Origin of the sequence: Bacteroides sp. D22 (assembly GCF_000163675.1) — a bacterium.
GTDB classification, from domain to species: domain Bacteria; phylum Bacteroidota; class Bacteroidia; order Bacteroidales; family Bacteroidaceae; genus Bacteroides; species Bacteroides xylanisolvens.
This window is the reverse complement of sequence record NZ_GG774798.1, coordinates 151,356-176,861: the sequence shown is the minus strand read 5'-3', so window position 1 is coordinate 176,861 and position 25,506 is coordinate 151,356. Positions and strand designations below refer to the sequence as shown.

The window sequence follows — 25,506 nt, the reverse complement described above, 5'->3', positions numbered from 1 at the left end:
GATAATACCAAACCGGAGGAGATTGCATCTGCCATCAGACAGCATTGGTCTATTGAGAATAATCTTCATTGGCAATTGGATGTTACCTTTCGAGAAGACTACAGTAAAAAGGTGAAAAATGCAGCCAGAAACTTTTCGGTGGCAACAAAGATGGCACTTACCATACTAAAGAAGGATAAAACAACAAAAGGAAGTATGAATCTGAAAAGACTAAAAGCCGGATGGGATGAAAAATATTTGTCACAACTTTTACAGAACAATAATTTTTAATGCGTCTGCCCTGCGGTTGAATAATAAAAGAATAAAAGCAAGATACACTAAGAGCATCAGTACATAACATATAAATAACCATTAAATTAAAACAAAGATGGCAATACAATTCGAGTTTTATAAGAATCCCCAACCGGAAAAAGAAGGGGAAGAACCTAGTTACCACCCACGAGTGGTTAATTTTCAACATGTGACCACTCAAAAGCTGGCAAGAGAAATCCACATGGCAACTACTTTCGGGAAAGCAGAGGTAGAAGCCATGTTAATGGAATTGAGCAGATGCATGGGAAACCACCTATGCGAAGGAGAACGAGTACATCTGGATGGAATCGGCTATTTCCAGATTACATTGCAAGCTACCGAACCCGTGCACTCGCTTACCACTCGTGCTGACAAAGTGAAACTTAAGTCCATTAATTTCCAGGCTGACAGAGATTTAAAGAGTTTGTGCATGAGCACTCATCTACGACGTTCAAAATACAAGCCACATTCGGCTTCTCTTTCAGAAGAAGAGATCGACAAGAAACTTACTGCCTATTTTGCAACTCATCCTGTATTAACCCGTAGCAATATGCAGTCGCTCTGCAGTTTCACTCAAAGTATGGCCAGTAGGCAAATCCGTCGCCTAAAAGCAAAAGGCAACTTACAGAATATAGGTAAGCCCACACAGCCTATTTATATACCAACACCGGGCCATTATGAGAAATGACTTCAACAGGTATGAGAAATAAGCCAAATCAAGGTCTATTTGCGAATAAAACTATGAGAAATACCAATTTTTAAAGTATTTCTCATAGCTTACTTTATTAATTATCTGCTATTTAAATCAAATCTATGAGAATATGAGAAATGAATATCTTATTTCCGGCGCAGGCAATTCAATTTTCGACCAACCACTTCTCTATATTTCTCGTTTCAGCACTGAAATTCACACCAATCTTAAAAAGCTTTCGTGAATCCGTTTCAAATGGTCGGGAATAGTGCTTGTCATTTATCTGTTGCAGAGCTTCTTCCGCTGTACCATTCAGTTTAAATTCCATAATGTAAATGAACTTGTCAGTCTGCAATACCATATCCACACGGCCTTCACTCGTATGATATTCCGCTTTTACATAAAAACCGACCAGTTTACATACAATATAAAGTACATTCTGATAATGTAACTCCAATTCGCGGGCAAGCTCGTATGGAATATCAGAAAAGAAACTTTGCAGACGACGGAAAAAAGATTCGTAATCACCAGCACGTACCTCACGAACGAATTTCTGAATTTCAAAGGGAGATTCCACTTTATTGACGTTCGCATAATAAGGAAGCAGAAAACGGATAAATCCTTCCTCCACTTCACGATTAGGAAAACCTAAACGGTAAATACCAAATTCTTCATCATACCCTTTAATGGTAAGGTACCCGCTCTGATAGATTACCGGAATAGGATTGGTAGATTCAGAATCTATACTGTTCAGTACCTGTTCATCGGTTTCTTCATGAGCCATCCGATGAAGGTCGTAATGGTGTTTCTTCAGCAATTCCACCAAATAAGTGGGAGTACCTGTTTCAAACCAGTAGCTTTTAAACTCATTCCTATCAAAAGCCAAAAGCAGACTGAAGGGATTGTACATTCCTTTGGAATTGTGCGTGAAATGATAACCATCATACATTTCTTTCAACCGGACACATATCTCTTCATACGTCACTCCCTGCACATTGGCAAACTCATGAAGCTCGGCATCCAGATTATCGTATAGTTCCTGTTCGCTCACACCACAAATGTCTATATACTTATTCCACATTGAAATGTCATTCAGGTTATTCAAATCACTGAATACACTGACTTTACCGAACTTGGTAACTCCCGTCAACAAAGCAAATTTGATACAGCCGTCCTGACTTTTCAATGCGCCGTAGAAGGCTTTCAATGTATTGCGGAAACTCTTTTGCAAAACATCATCACCAATAGCCTGCAGCATTGGCTTATCATACTCATCCACCAGGATCACCACACTTTGCCCCTCTTGCTGACAGGCACGCTTAATAATCCCCTCAAAACGCATCGCTAAAGATTTCTCCGAGGGCTCTTCGCCATATATCTTCTCCCATTCCACCAACGCCCCATTCAGTTTATTCTCCAAACTTTCCGGAGTATCGTATTTTTCCGTATTAAGATCAAGATGTAATACAGGATATTTTACCCAATCTTTTTCCAGCTTCTCCATAGCCAGTCCTTCAAAGAGTTCCCGCTTTCCTTGAAAGTAGGCTTCAAGCGTAGAAATAAGCAGACTTTTGCCAAAACGGCGCGGCCGACTCAAAAAATAGTAGCTTCCGGTTTTCACCAGTTGATAAACCAATGCTGTTTTATCTATATAAAAATAGCCACCTTTACGAATTTTTTCAAAATTCTGTATACCGATAGGGTAAATCTTGCCACTCATATTTCAATCTGTTTAAGTTCACATCGTACAAATATACATATTATCTCAATATAAAAAACCAAATGCCCAGAGAGGAACCACATTACGCATTCCGTACTCAATATCATCTTTCACAACATACGCATTCTCCACATCATGCACCTGCTTCTGCGACTTATTCTTTCCACCTACTTCAAAGGTATAACCACCCACCGTAAAATCAGCAACTTCTGATGTGGTTACCGGACAAACAACTCGCAAAGTAGAAAAGAAAAATGTTTCACGCACGTTACCAATATCCGGTGTATTGTCAGAAAGCGCATAAGCCAAATTCGTATTATTCAGATACACCTTGTCCACTTTGCCTAAAAGTCTGACACCTTCCGTCTCTGCCCGAAGCTGATTAATTATTCCAGCCTTTTCCAGATAACACATCAAATCAGAAACCGTATTTCTATTCATATCAAGCAAAGTCGCCAACTTGGTAAAATTAGGTTTAAACGGAACACTTTTCGCTATGATATACAACAGTCTTTTCAATTTCAATGCTGTTGCTATATTCATATTCGCAAAAGTCGGTATATCATTTTACAAAGTCTGCTTAATGATACTTTGTAAACGAAGCAAATATCCCTTTTCCTATAAGCCTACTACTCCACTCTATCTCATCATGGAGATAACGGATAAAATCAGTAGATATGTTGCTAAGCAACATCCGGTATGACCTATAAAGTGTATCCATCATTTCTTGTTTTGGGGTTATACAGACAAATATAGAGTAATTTGCCGAATAGAACTAGCATTTTCTAGAAAAACTGCAGGTTTCATTCGGCAATTTCACTCAAGCCTTACCATTAACCGCTTATCCACGCTTATTTACGTCCCACAAACATTATGAGAAATGAATATTTTCTACAGGTTCCTCGCTAATACAGGAAGCCGACAATCCAAATCGGCAATTTACACCTGTAAGGTGTTTCTATTCCATCAGCTAAAATAATAAGGATCAGACATATCTGTAATCAGATCATACGTTTTACCTTGATAATCAAGAAATAACAAAGAGCTAAATAATAACTTGCATTTGTCCTTCTATATTCTTATTTTTGTAGACTGAAGTACAAAAACGAAAAGCATGATTGACACAACGGCTAAGATAGCTGCAAACGCACAAATAGGAAAAGGAACTATTATTGAAGAATTTACAGTCATCGCTCCCAATGCTAAAATTGGAGACGAATGCAAAATTCATCGTAATATATTTATTGATTCAAACGTAATAATCGGAAACAGAGTCAAAATACAAGATAATGTTATGATTCCTCATGGCGTGACATTGGAAGACGGAGTCTTTGTCGGGCCATCGGTATCTTTCACAAATGACAAATATCCACGTTCCATAAATCCTGACGGAACATTAAAATCATCCGAAGATTGGGACGTCAGCGAGACTGTGGTTAAATATGGCGCTTCTATCGGAGCCAACGCTACAATTTTGTGTGGGGTAACTTTAGGAGAATGGTGCATGGTTGCTGCTGGTGCCGTTGTCACCAAAGACGTCCCAGCATATACCTTGGTGGCTGGAAATCCTGCAAAAATTGTAGGACCTGTAAATTTCTGATCTTTGAACAAACACCTATCAAAACATCAATATTATGGAAAACAATCTAATTCAAGCGACAGTGGACTATGTTCATAATCTGGACTGGAGTGATATCTTCACAAATATTACTTCAAACAAACTTCTCTTTCTCTTATCTATCGCGATACCAGTAATCATTCCATTGTTCAATATCTACAAAAGAATTGTAAGGATCAGAAAAATTGTAATATTAAGAGTTTTGAATTGGATGTTAGTGTCACAAGTCGATCTGGCACGATATAAGATAAGAGCCATATTTGACATTACCTTGTTTGTTATAACAATAATTATTTTCTTTATAACCGATGGCCAATACAGGTGGTATGCAATGATACCAGTCGGAGGGATAGTAATCACCGAATGCTGCGCCAATTACAAGCATATACTACAACGGATACCGTTCAAACGAATAAAAGAATTTCCCTATCTTAAATATGAACAAGCTGCACTAATTATCCCCAAAGGATTAGTCGGTATATTGTCCACCACATTAAAGGAAGTAAAAGACATACCTGCCAATCCCAGAATGATGAAGATTCATTTTGCCACTACTGACGAATCATACGAAACCCGCCAGGTGATAACAGATAAATCTATCATTGAAAGAATCATAAAAAACGAGATTGTTGCCTATTATGATAGTCTGACAGAAAAAATCAGGGAAAAAGGATATGACCGGAGTCAATTTTTCTATCTAGAAAATGAAAATGGGCACAAAGAATTTATATGTGATATATTAAAGGATATATATTCTCTGGAAAACGTTTATAATGCCATTATACAAGTCCAGTCAGATATCACAAAAGATGGCTCCATCCGCTTTATTGGTGATAAAGTGGGAATTAGAGGTTATAAACTGGAAAAAGGCGAACTTTTATTAGATATATACGAAACGGATCATTTTACATTTAAAGTTTTCAAAAAAATATTCAAGGACCGCAGATTCAAGAGAATCTTTCAAGAAATTATATGCAGAACCAACAAAACAAATGATAACATAAAACTTTTGTTGGTAGAATCGCTAGCCTTCTTGTTTTCTTCTTTCGGGATTGATATAATTATCGGAGGCAGAGATGCCAGCGGAGCTAAAAAAATGTTGGTAGCAGCAAGAAGCGGAAATATAGAGAGCGACAACAGGTCCACTTTGCACGTCCCTGTCAATGAATCCTTTTCCCGGACAGATTTGGTTGAACACGACCAATATTATAGTCCTTATCATTGCGTACTTCGCGGCATTAAGGAAGAGTTAGGAATTCCGGAAGAAATCTGCAAAAAAACATCTGTATCGTTCCATGACTTTGCCATTGTATCCGATGAAGGAGAGATTGGCTTAGGATGTTACGTCGACTTTTCTTTTGTCATGCCGCTGGAAGAAGCGAGATTATATCCGGGACAAGACAAGTATCTTGAACTTGCTGATATCCTGATAGTACCTTATCTGCCTTTCAAATGGTCTCCATCCGCTTATGAAGATTATTTTTATAAAACGACAGGCAACGAAAAATTCTGTATGCAGTGGCAAAGTTTTACGACACTGTTATATCAACGAGCTATTTTAAGAAACGCCGAAGCGTCTATACCCATAATATGGTTAGTGGACTCTACTATTATACTGACTTTGCTTTTCTTATTGACAAATTATACTCAGATTGATTTAACGAGTACGATCATTTCTTTAATATTAGGAGGATTGGCACTCTTTATAATGAAACGACTTAACAATAAATCTGTGCACAAACTTACTTACGGAGAATTCCTGAAACCTTTCGTTCCTCAATGGAATGGGGATGTAAGAGTTTTACAGTCAACGATGCACTCTCAAATCGTCAAAGGATCAAGAAAGGAAACAAATCCCATAGCTGATGGCATCATGTTCGGGCTAAACAGTCCCTCCGGACAAAAACTGAAATTGTCCGACATTCATTTGCTTACTCCCCCATTCTGTACCGTCCGACGTGAATTCGTTAATTTTACAGAATATCCTATCAGCTTTTACTATGTCGCAGAAAAAAATGGAGATATCGGGAACTGCCTGTCTTTTATCAAGATACCATATGCTCTATCCAGCGACGACCTATCTTTGTTGTTAACTGTTAAAACAGAGAAAGGACATATTGTCTCCTACAATTTTACTAAACCCATCCATTCCGATATTATACTGGATTTTACTAATACACTAGATGAAAAACAGGTTAATACATTTAGTAAATATTATAGAATGAACAAAGATTTACTAAAAAATGTACAAATCGCTTCCTTAGATGAGAACTTTCAAAAAAGATGGTTTCCTTTGGATTTGTTTAATGCCGGCAACGACTACTTCTGGTCTGTCATCGACATGGAAGATGAACTGGAAAAACACGACAGTTATGATTTTGACTTTAAAATTAGCAAGAAGACCCAACCACGTGATTTGTATATGAAAGTGATCGCAAAGAACATGAATAGAAGCTGTTTTTCAATCAAACTTAATGGCAATTTGAAGAATATGGAAGCTTTCTTGTGCGCTTTCACTTCCAGAAATGACAATAGAAGGAAAATGAGTGATTTGGATATTTATATGATGCAGCTATTCCTTATCAGAATTGGAATAGTATATGCAAAAAAGAAATAGGAGCGATTATTTGCAAGCGTAAGCTATCAGCTAACTGCATCCATTAATTTTCCATAATGCTTCTTACCTTTGTTCCCAAAACGTGCGACAAGAGGTCGCCCATCTTGCACAAAGCTACATGAATATATAACTAAAAAAAGAAAACAAAGATATAAATCATAAACATATATTTTGATAGCTCTCAGAATCTATCTATCTTTGCCAAATACATAGTATGTAATATTAAATACTGTAACAGAATGATAGATAAGCCCATATATGTAACCTCTCCCTTGTTACCATCTATAGATGATTTTACGTCATCCTTAAAAGAGATTTGGGATAGCAAAATTCTTACAAACAATGGTTGCTTTCATAAAAAACTAGAAAAAGAGCTAGCTGCTTATTTAAAGGTTCCTTACATATCTTTGTTTACCAATGGTACATTACCTTTAATTACAGCCCTACAAGCAATGAGAATTACGGGTGAAGTTATCACAACTCCTTTTAGTTTTGTCGCTACAACGCACTCGCTTTGGTGGAATGGTATAAAACCTGTCTTTGTCGACATTGACCCCGAAACATGCAATTTGGATCCTAATAAAATAGAAGCAGCCATAACTCCCAAAACAACTGCTATCATGCCTGTACATGTATATGGTAAGCCATGTGATACAAAAAGGATCCAAACAATCGCAGATAAATATGGATTGAAGGTCATTTATGATGCCGCACATGCTTTTGGAGTAGAGGTTAATGGCGAAAGCATTTTGAAAGCAGGTGATATGTCAACACTAAGTTTTCATGCCACCAAAGTTTTTAACACTTTAGAAGGAGGTGCTCTTATTGTACGCGATGAACAAACCAAAAAGAGAATCGATTATTTAAAAAATTTCGGTTTTACAAGTGAAACAGAAGTAGTAGCTCCTGGTATCAACAGCAAAATGGACGAAGTGCGCTCAGCTTTCGGATTACTTAATCTTAAAATTGTAGATAATGCCATTGCTGCACGCCAGCAAATTGCTATAAAATATCGTGAAAAGTTGAGAGCAGTGCCAGGTTTAAGTTTTTTTGAAGATATGCCAAACGTTCGTCACAACTATTCTTACTTTCCCATTTTTATTGATGAGGAGGTTTATGGAATGACACGAGACGAGCTGTACTTTAAGATGAAAGAACAAAACATTTGGGGGAGACGCTACTTTTATCCTCTCATTAGCACATTCTCAACTTATCGGGGGCTAGAATCTGCAAAACCGGAAAACTTACCTATTGCTACCCAAATGGCCAACAAAGTTATTTGCCTACCAATACATCATGCGCTAACTGAAAACGATATTGAACGTATATTAAAATTAATTACAGACAATGGCTAACAAACAAAAAAAAGTTCTCATGCTAGGTGGATTAAGATATTTAATTCCCGTTATTCAGGCTGCTCACGAGTTAGGATATTATGTAATTACATGTGACTATCTACCCCATAATATCGCCCACAAATATGCTGATGAATACCACAACATAAGCATTACAGATAAAAATGCCGTGTTAAAACTAGCCAGAGAATTAAAAGTAGATGGCGTAATGTCTTTTGCTGTAGATCCCGGCGTTTTAACAGCTGCCTATGTTTGTGAGGAATTAGGCCTACCGGGAAGTCCACATGCTTCTATCCAAATCCTACAAAACAAGGACCTCTTTCGTTCATTTCTTGAGAAAAATGGATTCAATACCCCAAAGTCTCATGGTTATCACTGTCTAAATGAAGCACTATCTGATATTAAATCATTCCAATGGCCCGTTATTGTAAAGCCTGTAGATTCAGCCGGCAGCAAAGGAGTTACCCGGGTTGACAAAATCATTAATTTAGAAGAAGCCATAACGTGCGCTCTGAAAAATTCACTTTCCCACCGCTTCATTATTGAAGAATTTATTGAGCAACAGGGATGTTCTTCTGATTCAGATGCTTTTTCGATAAATGGGGAGTTAAAATTCATCTCTTTTTCTGATCAACATTTTGATAATAAAGCCGCCAATCCCTATACCCCCTCCGCTTATAGCTGGCCTTCCTCGATGCCTTGCAACAAACAGGAAGAATTAGCATCTGAAATACAACGTCTATTACAATTGTTACATATGAATACCTCAATATATAACATAGAAACGCGAATAGGGACAGACAACAAAGCATATATCATGGAGGTTTCTCCTCGTGGAGGTGGTAATCGTCTATCGGAAATGTTGCGTTATGCAACAAATACTGACCTAATAAAAAATGCAGTACGTGCTGCGGTAGGGGAAACTATTTCCAAAATTGAACCTTGCATCTATAATGGTTACTGGTCAGAAGTCATTCTACATGCGGATCAGACAGGAATATTCAAGGAAATCTCAATAAAACAAAATATAAAAGAAAATCATATTATCGAAATAGATTTATGGGTACAACCTGGAGATCTTATTCACTCATTCAATGGAGCCAATGATGCCATTGGGACATTAGTGGTAAAATTCAACAATGAACAACAACAATATGACATGATGTCATGTATCAATTCATGGGTAAAAATCATCACTGAATAAAATGAAGAAAATTGCTATACTTGGAGCTAGCGAACCGCATCTTCCATTATTTCTAAAAGCAAAAGAAATGGGGCTTGAGACGTATTGTTTTGCATGGAATCAAGGAGCCTATTGCAAAGACTATGCAGATCATTATTATGATATATCCATAACAGACAAGGAACAGATTGCACAAGTGTGTCAAAAAGAACAAATAAATGGAATCATTTCAAATGCATTAGAAATCGCTGTTCCAACTGTAGCATATGTATCAAATCTTCTCGGTTTGAACGGCATTCCTTATAATGTTGCTTTGGATGCCCGCAACAAATTCCAAATGCGTGAGAAAGTAGCCCATCAACAAGCATGCCAACAACCTAATTACACACTTTACCAATCTGGAAATATGCCTTCATCTTATCCTGTTATAGTCAAACCAGTAGATGGCTCATGTAGCAACGGAGTCACTAAGGTTAGCAGAAAAGAAGATTTTGCACAAGCGCTAGACAGAGCTTTACAGGCCTCTTGCAATAATTGTATACTGATTGAAGAATATATAGAAGGTAGAGAAGTATCCGTTGAATCCATTTCATTCCATGGCAAGCACTATGTCATAACTATTACAGACAAAGAGACTACTGGTGCTCCATATTTTGTCGAGACAGCCCATCACCAGCCCTCAAATCTCCCTTTTGATATTCAAGAAAAGCTCAAATGTGCAGTAAAAAGTATGCTAGATGCAATTGGTATTAACAATGGTGCTTCACATGCAGAATTTAAAATAGATCAAAATGGAAATATCTTCTTTATTGAAGTTGGTGCTCGCGGTGGTGGAGATTTCATCTCCTATGATTTAGTCAAATTAAGTACAGGATATGATTATGTGAGAGGTATGATAGAAGTCGCACTCAACGAATTTACTATACCAAAACATGCCTTTCAGAAATATTCTGGAGTTTATTTCCTAAGTAAAGAAGTATCTTACATACGTACATTTATTGAAAACAATAAGAATGCAGAATGGACTGTTAGATATCATATCGACGAAGGGCCTTTACATGAACTAAAGAAGTCGCAAGATCGTTCTGGCTATATCATCTATCAGACAGATCACCGAATCAGTATATCTGAAAAATAAAAAAATAAATATATATGAGCAGAAAAATAATTGTATTTGGGGCAACAGGAACACTTGGCACCCACATAGCCATCTATTTGCAACAAAAAGGTTATCAAGTATATGCAGTTGGACACCGTAAATCGGACAATGGCTTTTTCGGTGACTATAACATTCCATATTATTCGTTAAATATAGAAGATATAGAACAATTTGACCAACTTCCTCAATCAGACATCAGCACTGTATTACACTTTGCAGGTGCACTTCCTGCTACCATGAAGGGATATGCCCCACATAAGTACATAGACTCTATTGTCAAAGGAACTCTTAATGTTTTAGAATACACTCGCAAATGTGGTGCTACCAAAATTATATTTCCTCAATCTTTATTTGATATAAGTTATTTATTTGGCAGTAAAGCCCCTATATCCCCTGATGCTATTCGCAAAGCACCAATGACAGGAGATCATGCTATATATGTTATAGCTAAAATGGCAGCAGTAGATTTAATTGAGCATTATTACCAAACATATGGAATTAAACGCTTTATTTTGCGGCTTCCTCGTATATACATGTTTCATCCCAATCCATATACTTACACAGATGGGATAAAGTGCCTTATTTCGGACCGTTACCTGATAGAACAAGCAATAAAAGGGGAAACGATCGAGATATGGGGAGATCCCGAACGTCTACTAGAGACCATCTACGTCAAGGACTTCTTACAAATAATAGAAAAGTGCGTAGAATCGCCTCTTGATGGCGGCATTTACAATGCAGGAAGCGGTGGATCAACCTTGAAAGAACGAATTCAGGGAATAGTAGAAGTATTCTCTCCAAAAGAACACCCATCTCCTATCATATATTGTCCCGAGAAGAAAAGTTCACAACAATTCGTTCTGGATATCCGCAAAACAATGGAACAATTAAAATACACCCCTCAATATAACTGGAAAGAGTATTTACTCGATTTCAAAAAAGATATGGAGGTTCAGCCATTCAAAAAGTTGTGGGGCGAAAGCAAAGACTACACTAAATAATTATTCACAAAGAAAATGACAAACGTACTTCCACTTGCCAGTATCAGATGCTTAGCTTATAACCAGGAACAATATATTCGCCAGTGTTTAGATGGATTTGTTATGCAACAAACTAATTTTCCATTCGAAATAATAGTGCATGATGATGCTTCTACTGATAAAACTGCGAATATAATTCGTGAATATGCCGAAAAGTATCCTAACATTCATGCTATTCTAGAAACAGAAAATCAGTATTCGAAGCACGATGGCTCATTAGCACGAATTGTAAACCAAGCGATTCAAGGAAAATATGTTGCACTATGTGAAGGAGACGATTATTGGACAGATCCACTCAAACTTCAAAAGCAAGTGGATTTTTTAGAAAAAAATCCTGAATATGGAATGGTTTATACACTCAGCAAAATATACAACCAAGACAAAAATAAAATAGAAGAGAATTTGTTTGGATCAGAGTATAGAGGATATGATGATCTACTGGCATATAACCGAATATCTACTTTAACGACTTGTATAAGAACAAAAGCCATGATGGAATATATTGATGACATAGAGCCACAAAAAAGAAAATGGCTTATGGGAGACTATCCCATGTGGTTATGGATAGGATATCATTATAAAATAAAATTCTTCCCAGATATTACAAGCGTATATCGAGTACTTGAAGAATCAGCCAGTCATTCTAAAGATATAGAAAAGAATGAAAAGTTTATTCTATCAACTATTGATATCACCTCTTTTTTTATCCAAAAATTCAACCTATCACCTACTAATCTATATTATCATGCTTTAAATGAATATTACTATGCATTATATAGCGACTATAAAAATTCAGGAAATTACATAAAAGCAATGCATTATGCTAAACTCATAAACAATAAATATACAACTTCCAGAATACGGCGAGAAAAACGAAGATTTTATCGAAAGCACGTAAAACTTTGGTTACAGAATTTATTTTCATCCATCAATTATAGCTTACAAAAAAAACAAAAGAGTTAGTTGACTTTATAGTATCAACTAACTCATATTAAAAATAACAGACGATACTCTAATAACAAAAGCCCCCAAAACGGTGAATTGAATAAAATCTAAGAGTATCACCTCATACGATACTTTTTACAAAATAAGCCTAAAAAGCGAAGCCATCGAAAGCGTCTCAATTTAGCTTTTGAGTCCTTTATCCATGAGCCCGTGAAATGATGAATAGAATAAGAACGTGATGTCAAGCGAAGGTCTTTAGTCTTCCATGATTTCGGGCTGAAGTAATCCGCCGGAAAGACACAAAATACATTCGGATTAAAATCAAACTCTTCTTTTGTCTGGATTCTTTTTAGCTGGAAATGTTTGTTTATTTGATCCAGAACAATAATAGGCATGGTTAAAATATCAAAATCCCAATTATTAATGGCTCCCGGTTGACCTTTAATATAAAATGGTCTATCTTGATAATAGTCTAGCATATTTTTAAATAGCAGGTGTCCTTTTTCAAATCCAACAACCGCTGCCTCAATAGCAAAATCATCACTCCTTTCTTCTCCTATAAAATAAGGAAGATGTAATAAATCGTTAAAAGATTTCAACACTTCAACATCACAATCTAAATAAATACCTCCATAATTATACAATGCATATGCACGAATATAATCAGCCGCAAAGGCATACTTACCAGCATAAAAAGCCGTTTTTACCCATAAAGAAGATTCAATATCAAAACACGAGAAATTCCACAATTTAAATTCATAATCAGGCAAATACTTCTTCCAACTATAAATACAGGCTTGAATTCCTTCAGGATAAGGATCATTACTCAACCAACAATAATGAATTACTTTAGGTATCATTTTTCTCTCATTTTAAAACCAAGTTTGCGACTTATTTTAATAGCTCTTTCAGGTGTAGCACCTAACCAAACAAATAAACTTACAGGAAATCTATATACTGTAAAAACATAGCCATATTGTTTCTTTATACACCCCCATGGTATCAGTTTGGAATATTTAAAATATTCCTCTCTTAATGGATGCAAACAACCATGATGCCATGGTTTCAACGGTCCTGAAAAATGAATAGTGACCGGAGACTTACGACTTGTACCCAATTCTGATTTATGTTTTTCTGAGATAAAGGGAGGATTTTTGTAAAAACAATCCAACATATTCCATTTTATAGGAACAAAACGAACACGCCCATGCAGAAGTGCATTAAGCACATCCTGATCATGCAAAACAATCTTGTGATGACAATCACGAATATATGACAATGCCATATCTACAAAGTTTATATCTCGCAGATATTTAATATTTAATAATAGAAAACCAGCATTGAAATACAAATCTTCAATGGGATATCCTAATCTTTCAGGTTGTCGATGAGGAGCATCTTCCATACCAGCTAAGGCATAATTAGCTATATCACAATTATATAAATCAGAAATATCCCCATTAAATATAATATCCGAGTCAATATATAAAGCCTTTTCAACATTCAAAGGCAATAATTGAGGAATAAATAAGCGTAAATAGGTTGCCAAAGAAGGATAATCAGTGTCTTTCATGGGGAAATTCTCTATCAGCTTCCTATCTATATCAATGATATATACATGGTTCTGATATGACTCCACAAGTTCCTTCAACAACTTCTTATGTTCGCCCGTGAGCTCTAAAGACAATATATAGACATGAAAAGTATCGTCATTATGCTTAAATAAAGAAACCAACATAGCACCACAATGCTGGTAATACTTATCATCAATACCACAAATTATATTCTTCATTTATTTCAATTTATTCATATTAGTTATATAGACACATCCTAGTCATACTGAATACATTCAGTTCCTAAAGTATAATTCTACAATGTTTGCAAATATAATATCATTAAATACATTTTGTACCTATGATGATTAAAAATAGAATTTACTTCACATACTATAAGATAATTAACGAGTATTTCTTTCTTTTAAAAGCAAAATGTATCAAATTGTAAATAGGCCAATTATAGACAATTCCTTTCATTCTTTTACGACAACGGACATCTATTTCTCCTTCTTTCAATGAAAGTATTTTTTTAAATTTCTGCCGCATATCTTCGAATGGTTCACGGAAGTCAGATGGCTTTACTCGCAACATGATTTCCTTAAATATAGACAAGCAAATTCTGATAATCATAGTTCGCACATCATAAAGTTCTTTTCCTTCAAATAAAGAATGCTGATTTATAAATTCCAACCTTTCATACTGAGATAAGAAAAAATGATAACGATTAATTGGAACAATGGTATGGCAGATACTATCGAAGCGCTCTACATAGTGGTAAAATGATTTATCCAGCCACACAATCCTATTACAAGCCAACACCCACTCATGCATAACAAGACGATCTTCATACAATCTACCAACAGGAAACTCGTGAGTATCAAAAAAATCCTTTCTAAATAGTTTTGTACAGAAAGAACAACTTATTTTCTCCCACATCATATCTCTAAGAAAATCCCTCAGAGGGTATATTTCTACTAAGCCTGAATCCCTAAAAGGATAAATGCTTTCTTTTCCTTCATAATCAAACACATAATTACAATATACAAAATCGGCTTCATAATTTACAAGAGCATCCAGCATCTCCTGGAACATAGTCGGCTCTACAAAATCATCACTATCAATGAAACCGACATAAGGGGCAGAAGCTATTTTAAGACCTGCATTGCGAGCTATTGACAATCCTGCTTCTTGAAGATGCAATACTCTAATCCGTTTATCTAGTCTTACATATTCATCACAGATTTCAGCGGAGTTATCTGATGACAAATTCTCCACTAATATGATTTCAATTGATTTTAAAGATTGATTGCGAACAGACTCTACACATTTACGCAAATAGCCTGCAGTATTATGTACAGGAATAATAACACTTATCAAATAATTATTCTCCATGCAAAAATTATCTATTAATGAATACAACAAAGATAGATATAAAATCAGTCTCAATGTACTTTTTTACTAATTTTTATAAAAACGCATCGTCTCCTATTTTTTATGATTATCTTTGTTCTAGAAACGAAAAACTTATTAGAAATATTTCACTTCATAAAAAGCATACCCACAATGACAAAAATTCTATTTGATATCATTTCAATCCAAGGTTGCATAAATGGAGGTGCCGAATTTACCTTTAGAGTACTTGAGGAGCTCATTAAACTAAAAAACATCCAAGTTATAGGTTTATATGATTCAAACCTCTCTTTTATTGAAAGAGAATTCATTTACTATCAGAAAAACCTACATAAAGTTATAAACATCAGAGATTTCAAAGATATAAATAGCATTATAGAGCAAGAACATATAGACTCATTTTTCATCGGTATAGCACAGCGTTATTCCAACTACTCACTCGAAAATATTAAATGCAAAACAACAATTACCATTCATGACATCGGCGATATTGAAAGTTACGACAATAAAATATCATTTATATGGAAAAAGGAAAAACGCTTTTATTTAAAACTATTTCCAAAGAAAGACAAAAAATCACCATTTGATAATTATCATACTTTAATTCACTTCTGCGAACAAAGCAATGTTAATATCATCACAGTTTCCGATTACTCCAAGAACAGTATTTTATATTATTTTCCTCAATTATCATCTAAGAATATAGCTGTCCTATATCCTCCGATGAGAAATATTCCTATCAAAAATAATATAGAAAATGAAGACTTAAAAAAATTTCTACTCACTCATAAGCCTTATTTCCTATTACTAAATATCCATCGTAAAGATAAAAATGCCAAATTCGTATTAGACGTATTCCAACGTTTCCTTATAGATGAGGACTTCCACCTTGTAACCACAGGGGGGGGAGAAAAACTTTTTCCACAGCACATCAATCTTCCACTATTATCCTCATCAGACTTAGGGAACACCTATAAACATGCGTATGCCTTAATATTTCCATCACTCCAAGAAGGATTTGGTTATCCGCCTTTAGAAGCTATGGGGTATCAGGTCCCAGTTCTTTCATCTAATGTATGCTCAATGCCATCGATTTTATCCAATAGCGCATTAATGTTTTCTCCTTTTTATAAAAATGATCTTTTTATGAAACTGAAAAGCCTCAAAGACAATTACCAAGACTACAAAGAACTAGCAATTATTAGATATCAAGCTATCACTCAAAAACAACAATCGGACTTTGAATTACTAATAAATATGATTACAAATATATGATACAATATCATTCATTTGCAATGGTTTGGACTACTTTTTTAGTTTCTTCCAGATAACGAAGTCCCCATTTTAAGTCGGGTTCCAAGTGATTACCTTCTGCCCATTCATTCCAAGCATTAACAAAAACAAAATTTTCGTCTTTACTATAAGGCACAAATTTATTCATAACCGAATATAGCCACTCACCGTATTTCTCTGGAGTACTCTTATCTAAAATAAACATTTTCTGCTTTCTTCGGGAAGTATTATCCCACATCGGAGTAACCCCTGGATACATCTTATAATTAGAGAATGGAGTTTTGCATGCATAATCTACATATTCAGAATAATCAATTTTTTTCTTCTTACATGTATTAAAAAGATGACGATTTATATTATAAGCAAACTTCCTCAATGGGTTCCTCTTCCTTTGAAAATCATTCATTTGATGAGTGAAAGGTTGAAACTCTACAGCAGCATCAAAACCATCTTGAAGATATTCCTCACCATAACAATCCATAGTTTCAACACGACATAAATATAATTCAACTCCTTTATTAGCAGCTTCTTCCCGCCATACCCGAATGGTCTCTTTCATATTTGGGAAAAGCATGGAACGATAAATCAAAAACACAGGCTTACCATCCACTCTTATATACCGAGAATCACTAAAAACATTCTCTAACAGATAACGAATATGTGCACGATCATCCTCTTCTGAGTAATTCTGGGCAATCAAAACATGCCGACTTCCACCATCCCATGCCCTAGTCCAGTTCTCATTAGCCCAACAAAGCATAAATGGGAAATCAGGTTTACCAGAAGATAGTATTTCTTTTAATGGCCTTTCCATTAATTGACGACCATTAAACCAATAATGATAATAACAAAAACCATTAACTCCGTATGTTCTAGCCATATCAGCTTGCTGCTCACGAACTTCTGGAATACGCAAATCATAGAAACCTAAATCTGCGGGTAAATGCGGTTGATAATGACCACGATAAAGAGGTTTAGCCTTAACTACATTTCTCCACTCAGTAAATCCTTTGCCCCACCATTCGTCATTTTCTGAAAATGGATGATATTGCGGCAAATAAAATGCTATAATTCTTTTGTCAACCATATCTTTCTTTACACGTTACAATTAATTACAACCTCTCTCTATCTCTTGTTGGTTGCCATGGATTCAAAAAACTCATGTATTTATTAAACCGTTCCCATCTATATGTCCACACACTTGTTCCAAAACATCCTTTCAGCTTTTCAAACAACAACAATCTCATTTTCGGTTCAACTTTTGCACGCTTTACATTTTTATAAAGCATTCCATGCCGCATCAAACGCTTATAACACTCTATTGGATAAGAAAATGATTCAACATAATGTACTACTTGAATATCTTCAAGAATCGCATTACCTGAAGCGTTACCCTCAACAGTTGTACTTGTTGAATGCAATCGAAACAGGTTTAGCTTTTCATACAACTCAACAACACTCCCTTGTCTCGCCATCTCTATCCAAAAAAGCCAATCACCACTATATCGCATTGAAAAGCAAGACAAGTCTTTTATTTGCTCAAAACATTGTTTACGAAAAACAACGCCACTAGCATTGTAAATATAATTGCGCCAATAAAGATTATGTTTTATATAATCTTCACCATTAAAGACACCCATATTGCAAGGGCGACGCAATTGTTTTGAAGTCCAACGGTCAAAATCTGTAGATAGTTTATTCCCGTTCTCGTCTATACAGTATGAACCTAAAAAACAGAAAGAAGCATGAGGATATTGATTCAAAACAGAAACAGCTTTCTCCAAAAAAGAAGCATCAGCTGCATCATCACTCTCGGCAATCCATATATATTTTCCACGAGACAAACTTATTCCTTTTTGCCATTGAGCAAAAGGACTCCCTGTATTGACTGAATTAATCTCCAAATGAGCAACACGAGAATTTGTTTTATAATGATTTAAAATAGACACACTATCATCGGTTGAAGCATCATCCAATAATATAATCTCATAATCCGTATATGTTTGTGCCAATACCGACTCAATACGTTGTTGTAAAAAACGAGCATAGTTATAATTAGGGATGATTACGCTAACTTCCACCGGATGATTTTCCATTACAAATACACTATTTATCTTAGTTATTATAACAAACTGATAGCAAAGATACAGATATTATTCTTAAAAAAGACGCTAACCCTCTAATGTTTAGCAAAAAAGCCTTTAACGCTTGTCACAACCAAATAAAATGTATACATTTGTAGAATTTTAGTACAAGCCCCCTTAACTATTTAACTAACTTAGTAATAATTATATGAATAAACCAATGGCGAGCAACATAAGTACATCGCTAATTATATCCACCTATAATAGAAGCGACGCATTAGAATTATGCGTTAAAAGCGTGCTACGTCAATCTCTCCTTCCTGATGAAATTATCATTGCTGATGATGGTTCTAAAGAAGACACAAGAGAGCTAATTCATCAATTGGCTGCTTCCTCCGAAGTTCCCATTATTCATGTCTGGCATGAGGATCTAGGCTTCAGACTAGCCTCCATCCGCAACAAAGCTATTGCGAAAGCATCTAAAGAATATATTATACAAATTGACGGAGATATCGTCTTACACAAAGATTTCGTCAAAGATCATGTACGTTTTGCCAAAAGAGGTAGTTTCGTAACTGGTAGCCGTGTATTAATCCGGGAAGGCTTAACGAGAAAAATGTTAGCAGAAAAAAACTGCATCATTTCCATTCACGACAAAGGTACTAAAAATACAATCAACGGAGTACATTTACCTTGGTTGAGTCCACTACTTCAACATTATCGTCAATGGGATGTTTCTTACTCGAGAGGATGCAATATGGCTTTTTGGAAAGAGGATTTGTTAAAAGTCAATGGGTACAATGAAGCTATAACCGGATGGGGAAGTGAAGATCATGAATTAGTATGCCGTCTTATCAACAGCGGTGTACGCAAGCGTACCATCAAATTTGCGGGAATCGTGTTCCATCTTCATCATGAACTACACGGAACAGATAATCTAAACAACAACCGCAGTATTTTGAACGAAACAAAAGTCAGGAAACTAACCTGGTGCGATAAAGGAATCATACAAAACTAATATGGAAAAGAATTTGAACTTTTTAGATCGAAACGAATTTAACTACAGTCCATCAAAAGAAGTAGTAGAAGCTTTAAAAAACTTCGATATAAATAAACTTTGTTTTTATACCCGCATTTATGATGAAGGAAAGAAAAGTATATTATCTGTTTTCTTATCCGAATTATATGATATAGATGAAACACAAGTCCTGCTAGGCTACGGCGGAGAAGATATCCTGAAGCAAGCCGTTCATTACTTCCTGACTCAAGAAGATGGAAACAAAACGATGTTGATTCCCAAGTTCTCATGGTGGTATTATAAATCAATTGCAGATGAGGTGAATGGCCATACTTTGCAATATCCTCTTTACGAAGACGGAAACACTTTTAAATATGACTTTGAGACGCTGAAAGATATGATTCAGAAAGAGAATCCGAAGATTCTTTTACTGGCTTCTCCCAATAACCCTACCGGCAACGGTTTAACTCCGAAAGAACTGGATGAACTGCTTGCAGAAGTACCCAGCCAAACAGTGGTACTGATAGACGAGGCATACGCTTCTTTTGTTTCAACTGATACCAGTTATATCAAAAAACTGGTTAATAAATATCCGAATTTGATTATTTCCCGTACCTTATCTAAATTTTATGGATTGCCCGGTTTACGTATGGGATTCGGATTTATGAGTAAGGAACTGGAAAAATTCAGCAGATATAGCAATAAATATCTGGGATACAACCGAATATCCGAAGATATCGCCATTGCAGCTCTTAAATCGGACGCACACTACCGCAATATCGCCAAACTGATGAACGAAGACCGTGAGCGCTACGAAAAGGAAATCGGCGTGTTACCCGGATTCAAAGTATATGAATCGGTTGCCAATTTCATTTTAATCAAATACCCGATAGAGCTAAAAGAGGCTTTACAAAAGGCTTTTGCCGAACAGAGTTATAAAGTGAAGTTTATGAATGAACCGGATATCAACACTCATTTGCGTATCACATTGGGACGTCCAGAGCAAAACCGGATCGTTATAGATACAATTAAAGAAATCGCCTCCAAATGAAAGCAGTAATATTAGCCGCAGGAATAGCGTCACGCTTACGCCCGCTGACCGATACAACGCCCAAATGCCTCCTCAAGATAGGAGAACGATGCCTACTGGAAAGGGCTTTTGATGCTCTGATACAAAATGGATTCAACGAATTCATTATCGTCACGGGGTATCGCCAGCAACAAATCGTTGATTTTCTGCAGGCACGTTATCCAGTCCAAAATATTACTTTCATCTATAATGACAGATATGAATCAACCAACAATATCTATTCATTATGGCTTACCCGACCGTATACAGACGGGGAAGAAATATTGTTATTAGACAGCGACATTGTTTTTGATCCTCAAATTGTAGAAAAACTGCTTCACTCGGATAAGGACGACATATTGGCACTGAATCGCCATGAGCTTGGAGCGGAAGAAATAAAAGTTATCGTAGACGATGCACAAAAGGTTGTTGAAATCAGCAAAGTCTGTTCTATATCCGATGCTATCGGAGAGTCTATCGGTATCGAAAAGATGTCAGCTGAATACACCAAAGCTCTATTCCGGGAACTGGACATTATGATTACCACTGAAGGACTGGACAATATATTCTACGAACGGGCTTTTGAGCGACTGATTCCGCAAGGATATAGCTTTTACGTCATGGATACCACCGAGTTCTTCTCGGCCGAACTGGACACCGTAGAGGACTTTCAACAGGCACAGAAGCTGATTCCAGCCAGTCTTTATTAATCAAATTCATATAGAAATGGCAAATTACGATATCCGCCCTCTACAGCTTCGCATATTAAAGAATTTATTAGCTGTTGACAAAGTTTGCAAAGAACATAATCTGCGATATTACATCATGGCAGGCACCATGCTGGGAGCCGTCCGCCACAAAGGATTTATCCCTTGGGATGATGATCTGGATATCGGCATGCCAAGAGCCGATTATGATTTATTAATGGCTAATGCCAAAGAATGGTTACCGAAACCATACGAAGCTGTATGTGCTGAAAACGACAAGGAATATCCTCTTCCATTCGCAAAAGTACAGGATGCCGATACCACTCTAATTGAACGTATGCATCTCAAATATTTGGGAGGCGTATATATTGATATATTCCCACTGGACGGAGTTCCGGAGAGCCGCATGGCGCAAAGAATGCATTTTGCAAAGTACGAATTCTACAAACGTGTACTTTATCTGATTCATCGCGATCCATACAAGCATGGAAAAGGCCCCAGTTCATGGATACCGCTATTATGCAGAAAGCTTTTTACCCTTACCGGAGCACAGGAAAGTATCAGGAAAGTAATGAAAAAGTATGATTTCGACCAATCCACATTGGTCTGTGATTATGATGACGGAATGAAAGGAATCATGTCTAAAGATATTCTGGGTACCCCTACTCCAATCTTATTTGAAAATGAAGAAGTATGGGGAGTACAGAAATACGATGTCTATCTGTCACAGAAATACGGAGATTACATGACCATACCTAAACAAAGTGGGCAAAGACAACACAATTTCCATTATTTAGACCTGAATAAACCTTATCGGGAGTTTGAAGTCTAACTATAATCACATAAAGGTAAGAAGTAGAAATGAGAATAGGTTTTGACGGAAAACGTGCAGTACAGAATTTCACCGGTTTGGGTAATTATAGCCGCTATATAGTGGATATTCTATGCCAATTCTATCCGGAGAATGAATATGTATTGTATGCCCCTAAGAAACGGGAAAATAAAAGGCTGAACAAATTAACGAAGCAATATCGGCAACTACAGCTTTCTTACCCCACTACTTCTTTCTGGAAAAAGTTAAGTTCGTTATGGCGAGTGTTGGGAGTCACCCGCCAATTGGAAAAAGAAAGAATTGATATTTTTCACGGACTTAGCAATGAATTACCCCTGAATATCCATAAAAGTAAGGTAAAAAGTATCGTAACAATCCACGATTTGATATTTCTGCGATACCCACAATACTATCATTCGATCGACAGGAATATATATACATACAAATTCCGCAAAGCCTGCGAAAATGCGGATAGAATCATTGCTATCAGCGAATGTACCAAACGTGATATTATTGAGTATTTCGGGATTCCTGCCGATAAGATAGAAGTTGTTTATCAGGGATGTGATACTTCATTCACGCACCCTGTAACAGAAGAGAAAAAAAGAGAAGTCCGAGCTAAATATCAGCTACCGGAACACTATATCCTCAACGTAGGAAGTATTGAAGAACGAAAGAATGCCCTTTCGGCGGTACAAGCACTGACGATGCTTCCTGAACAAATTCATCTTGTCATTGTAGGACGCCATACAGAATACACTGATAAGATTGAACGTTTTATTAAGGAGAATAAGCTGGAAGAAAGAGTGCACATCATCAGCAATGTTCCTTTTGATGATCTGCCGACTTTTTATCAGCTAGCTGAAATTTTTGTATATCCTTCACGCTTTGAAGGCTTTGGCATCCCCATTATAGAAGCTTTATACTCCGGAATTCCGGTAGTAGCCGCAACAGGTTCTTGCCTGGAAGAAGCCGGAGGTCCCGACTCAATCTATATACATCCCGACGATATCAAAGGAATGGCCAATGCTTTCAAACAGATATACTCTGACCCTGAAAGAAAGAAAGTAATGATTGAAAAAGGGCAAATATTTGCCAAAAGATTCTCTGAAGAAAAGCAAGCGGAAGAGATCTTAAACATCTACAAGAAATTAATGAGATGAACATACTTAAACACACAATAAAGAAATTTATATATGGCACTCTCCCATATTATTTCATGAAAGGATATAAGCCCGGCTCTCCTTATCTGAAATACTATGAATATATTAAAGAACATGGATATTCAAGACACCTGTATGAATTCAAAGATGAATATGCAAATATGCCCGTTGACGTACAGAAAGACGAGGAGAAAGGTTTATACTATGTTCAAAAAGAAGAGAAACGGCTCTATTTCAGAAAGAGCACTCCGGCCAGGAAAATTCAAAAATATTACAGGGCTTTGAGCATGGAACAAGACAGGCGTTCACCGCACCATTACTTCAACAGCGTTAAAGAAGTGACAGGAAAGGTATTTGTGGATGTTGGTTGCGCCGAAGGATATTCTTCATTGGAAATCATCGAAGAAGCTAAACATGTTTACCTGTTTGAACAGGACGAACAATGGTTGGAGGCCATCAGAGCGACCTTTGAGCCATGGCAAGATAAAGTTACGATTGTCCAAAAGTATGTAAGCGACCATAACTCTTCAAGAGAACAAACCCTGGATGACTTCTTCAACAATCAAACGGATGAGCATCTATTTCTAAAAATGGATATCGAAGGAGCTGAACGGCATGCATTGGCCGGATGCAAGAACTTATTTCAGAATTGCCAGAAGTTGGATTTTGCAATTTGCACATACCATCTACATGATGACGAAGCAGTCATTTCTGCATTTTTGGATAAGCATAACTGCACATATACCAATCAGAAAGGTTTTTTCAGGCATAAAATCCGCAGTGTAGTCATGCGCGGAAGTAAGAGTTAATCATTGATAATCAGCAGAAAGCAATTCGCAATAGTCATACTTACACAAGTATGTATCATAAATGCGCTTTTCTTTTTTCAATAAGAAACGTGAGATATGCGGTTCCCAGGAAAAGAACTTACGTACGGAACGGTACAAACGGAAGAATAAAATCAGGGATACGATATGCCTTTCTTGTTCTTTTCGCGCCGCACGACGATAAATATAATGAGTAAAGAACTGATCGCTATAACGAAGAGCCAGACTGACAGTAGATTCTACATCCCATCCCCTCAAAGAAGCGTATTCTGTCATTATATAAGTCAGCACTTCACGAGAGATGCATAAACGACACATATTACGGCACACAGTATCACAATCAATATCCGATAGTAACTGCATGCGATTCACGTCGACCAGGGAAAAACTATATTCATTCGCATCATTCTGATGGATCAATATATTGCCGGGCGAATAGTCCAAATGCAGGATACCTGCCTGATGCAAAGCAGCCGTGTAGCGCGCAAAAGCAGAAAGTTTATCTTCATTTCCTTCCACTTTCCCATCCATCAGGGAACGGACTGTTTCGCCACCATCATAACAACAAATGTAATAGCTATGTGAAAGAAGGCCACTCTGGAATTGTTCGATCATAGCAACTGGCTCCGGAGTGTCAAAGCCATGTTGTTGAATTTCCATAGAGTAAATATAGGAACGCTCTGCTTTTGATTGCCGGAAAAACGAATATACAACACGATTGATGATGTGAGGCTTCTTAAAGCTCTTCACCACAACATCAATGCTGCCTAAGCCAATTCGTTTTAAAACATTACGCCCATCGTACACCACATCTCCTTTTTCCTGGAAGGACCTTGGAATTTCTTCTATCTCCTTCTGCAGATGCGCGTACTTGGGATTTACAATCACTCTCATTACACTCTCCTATATAATACTAATTACAAAGATG

23 protein-coding genes and 1 pseudogene are annotated in these 25,506 nt (G+C 36.5%); 16 read left to right on the top strand and 8 right to left on the bottom strand.

From position 1 onward, the window contains the following. Window positions 1-270: pseudogene (locus HMPREF0106_RS19585) on the top strand (ISAs1 family transposase); the annotation flags it as partial. 97 nt (window positions 271-367) lie between these two features. After that, window positions 368-979 carry an HU family DNA-binding protein gene (locus HMPREF0106_RS19590; protein WP_009039140.1) on the top strand — a complete coding sequence of 204 codons (612 nt, stop codon included), beginning with the start codon at window positions 368-370 and terminating at the stop codon, window positions 977-979. A 169-nt stretch (window positions 980-1,148) separates the two neighbouring features. Here the strand turns inward: HMPREF0106_RS19590 and HMPREF0106_RS19595 are convergent, their stop codons facing one another. Both HMPREF0106_RS19595 and HMPREF0106_RS19600 read right to left on the bottom strand, forming a co-directional pair. After that, window positions 1,149-2,702: an ATP-binding protein gene (locus HMPREF0106_RS19595; protein ID WP_009039139.1), complete on the bottom strand. Its 1,554-nt coding sequence runs from the start codon at window positions 2,700-2,702 to the stop codon at window positions 1,149-1,151. 45 nt (window positions 2,703-2,747) lie between these two features. Next, window positions 2,748-3,245: a DUF4143 domain-containing protein gene (locus tag HMPREF0106_RS19600; RefSeq protein ID WP_230297202.1), complete on the bottom strand. Its 498-nt coding sequence runs from the start codon at window positions 3,243-3,245 to the stop codon at window positions 2,748-2,750. Window positions 3,246-3,816: 571 nt separating this feature from the next. Here HMPREF0106_RS19600 and HMPREF0106_RS19605 point away from each other — a divergent pair. The 7 genes from HMPREF0106_RS19605 (at window position 3,817) to HMPREF0106_RS19635 (ending at window position 12,637) form a co-directional block, all read left to right on the top strand. Then, a complete protein-coding gene (locus HMPREF0106_RS19605) occupies window positions 3,817-4,302 on the top strand; it encodes an acyltransferase (RefSeq protein WP_009039138.1) in 486 nt (161 codons plus the stop codon). A gap of 34 nt (window positions 4,303-4,336) precedes the next feature. Further along, window positions 4,337-6,937, top strand: a complete 2,601-nt coding sequence (locus HMPREF0106_RS19610) for a hypothetical protein (RefSeq protein ID WP_009039137.1) — start codon at window positions 4,337-4,339, stop codon at window positions 6,935-6,937. 239 nt (window positions 6,938-7,176) lie between these two features. Then, window positions 7,177-8,292: a DegT/DnrJ/EryC1/StrS family aminotransferase gene (locus tag HMPREF0106_RS19615; RefSeq protein ID WP_009039136.1), complete on the top strand. Its 1,116-nt coding sequence runs from the start codon at window positions 7,177-7,179 to the stop codon at window positions 8,290-8,292. Beyond that, on the top strand, window positions 8,285-9,496 hold the full coding sequence (locus HMPREF0106_RS19620) for an acetyl-CoA carboxylase biotin carboxylase subunit family protein (RefSeq protein ID WP_009039135.1): 1,212 nt from the start codon (window positions 8,285-8,287) through the stop codon (window positions 9,494-9,496). Before HMPREF0106_RS19615 ends, HMPREF0106_RS19620 begins: the two co-directional genes overlap by 8 nt. Window position 9,497: 1 nt before the next feature. Further along, complete coding sequence (locus tag HMPREF0106_RS19625) at window positions 9,498-10,613, top strand: acetyl-CoA carboxylase biotin carboxylase subunit family protein (RefSeq protein ID WP_009039134.1); 1,116 nt, start codon at window positions 9,498-9,500, stop codon at window positions 10,611-10,613. Window positions 10,614-10,627: 14 nt separating this feature from the next. Further along, on the top strand, window positions 10,628-11,635 hold the full coding sequence (locus HMPREF0106_RS19630; protein ID WP_009039133.1) for an NAD-dependent epimerase/dehydratase family protein: 1,008 nt from the start codon (window positions 10,628-10,630) through the stop codon (window positions 11,633-11,635). Window positions 11,636-11,650: 15 nt separating this feature from the next. Continuing rightward, window positions 11,651-12,637 carry a glycosyltransferase family 2 protein gene (locus HMPREF0106_RS19635; protein WP_009039132.1) on the top strand — a complete coding sequence of 329 codons (987 nt, stop codon included), beginning with the start codon at window positions 11,651-11,653 and terminating at the stop codon, window positions 12,635-12,637. Window positions 12,638-12,735: 98 nt separating this feature from the next. Here HMPREF0106_RS19635 and HMPREF0106_RS19640 read toward each other — a convergent pair whose 3' ends face one another. The 3 genes from HMPREF0106_RS19640 to HMPREF0106_RS19650 form a co-directional block, all read right to left on the bottom strand. After that, window positions 12,736-13,479 carry a glycosyltransferase family 32 protein gene (locus HMPREF0106_RS19640; protein WP_009039131.1) on the bottom strand — a complete coding sequence of 248 codons (744 nt, stop codon included), beginning with the start codon at window positions 13,477-13,479 and terminating at the stop codon, window positions 12,736-12,738. After that, window positions 13,476-14,411 carry a glycosyltransferase family 8 protein gene (locus HMPREF0106_RS19645; protein ID WP_009039130.1) on the bottom strand — a complete coding sequence of 312 codons (936 nt, stop codon included), beginning with the start codon at window positions 14,409-14,411 and terminating at the stop codon, window positions 13,476-13,478. Before HMPREF0106_RS19645 ends, HMPREF0106_RS19640 begins: the two co-directional genes overlap by 4 nt. A gap of 154 nt (window positions 14,412-14,565) precedes the next feature. Next, window positions 14,566-15,567, bottom strand: coding sequence for a glycosyltransferase family 2 protein (locus tag HMPREF0106_RS19650; RefSeq protein ID WP_009039129.1), 1,002 nt, complete (start codon window positions 15,565-15,567; stop codon window positions 14,566-14,568). A gap of 171 nt (window positions 15,568-15,738) precedes the next feature. Between HMPREF0106_RS19650 and HMPREF0106_RS19655 the strand changes: the two genes are divergently transcribed. Continuing rightward, complete coding sequence (locus HMPREF0106_RS19655; RefSeq protein ID WP_032851059.1) at window positions 15,739-16,860, top strand: glycosyltransferase; 1,122 nt, start codon at window positions 15,739-15,741, stop codon at window positions 16,858-16,860. 7 nt (window positions 16,861-16,867) lie between these two features. Here the strand turns inward: HMPREF0106_RS19655 and HMPREF0106_RS19660 are convergent, their stop codons facing one another. Beyond that, window positions 16,868-17,965 carry a glycoside hydrolase family 99-like domain-containing protein gene (locus HMPREF0106_RS19660; RefSeq protein ID WP_009039127.1) on the bottom strand — a complete coding sequence of 366 codons (1,098 nt, stop codon included), beginning with the start codon at window positions 17,963-17,965 and terminating at the stop codon, window positions 16,868-16,870. A gap of 25 nt (window positions 17,966-17,990) precedes the next feature. Continuing rightward, the gene (locus tag HMPREF0106_RS19665; protein ID WP_009039126.1) at window positions 17,991-18,974 is read right to left on the bottom strand and encodes a glycosyltransferase family 2 protein; all 984 of its coding nucleotides are present in this window, start codon (window positions 18,972-18,974) and stop codon (window positions 17,991-17,993) included. A 196-nt stretch (window positions 18,975-19,170) separates the two neighbouring features. Between HMPREF0106_RS19665 and HMPREF0106_RS19670 the strand changes: the two genes are divergently transcribed. Genes HMPREF0106_RS19670 through HMPREF0106_RS19695 form a run of 6 tightly spaced genes read left to right on the top strand, consistent with a single transcriptional unit; the run spans window position 19,171 to window position 24,560 of the window. Continuing rightward, window positions 19,171-19,980, top strand: a complete 810-nt coding sequence (locus HMPREF0106_RS19670) for a glycosyltransferase family 2 protein (protein WP_009039125.1) — start codon at window positions 19,171-19,173, stop codon at window positions 19,978-19,980. Window position 19,981: 1 nt separating this feature from the next. Beyond that, window positions 19,982-21,031 carry a pyridoxal phosphate-dependent aminotransferase gene (locus tag HMPREF0106_RS19675; protein WP_004298294.1) on the top strand — a complete coding sequence of 350 codons (1,050 nt, stop codon included), beginning with the start codon at window positions 19,982-19,984 and terminating at the stop codon, window positions 21,029-21,031. Continuing rightward, complete coding sequence (locus HMPREF0106_RS19680) at window positions 21,028-21,759, top strand: NTP transferase domain-containing protein (RefSeq protein WP_009039124.1); 732 nt, start codon at window positions 21,028-21,030, stop codon at window positions 21,757-21,759. Before HMPREF0106_RS19675 ends, HMPREF0106_RS19680 begins: the two co-directional genes overlap by 4 nt. A gap of 16 nt (window positions 21,760-21,775) precedes the next feature. Beyond that, the gene (locus HMPREF0106_RS19685; protein WP_009039123.1) at window positions 21,776-22,588 is read left to right on the top strand and encodes a phosphorylcholine transferase LicD; all 813 of its coding nucleotides are present in this window, start codon (window positions 21,776-21,778) and stop codon (window positions 22,586-22,588) included. 29 nt (window positions 22,589-22,617) lie between these two features. Further along, a complete protein-coding gene (locus HMPREF0106_RS19690) occupies window positions 22,618-23,751 on the top strand; it encodes a glycosyltransferase family 4 protein (protein WP_008641786.1) in 1,134 nt (377 codons plus the stop codon). Next, window positions 23,748-24,560, top strand: coding sequence for an FkbM family methyltransferase (locus HMPREF0106_RS19695; protein ID WP_009039122.1), 813 nt, complete (start codon window positions 23,748-23,750; stop codon window positions 24,558-24,560). Before HMPREF0106_RS19690 ends, HMPREF0106_RS19695 begins: the two co-directional genes overlap by 4 nt. Here HMPREF0106_RS19695 and HMPREF0106_RS19700 read toward each other — a convergent pair whose 3' ends face one another. Further along, entirely contained in the window at window positions 24,561-25,472 is a 912-nt protein-coding gene (locus HMPREF0106_RS19700; protein ID WP_009039121.1) for a lipopolysaccharide kinase InaA family protein, read from the bottom strand. Window positions 25,473-25,506 lie beyond the last annotated feature (34 nt).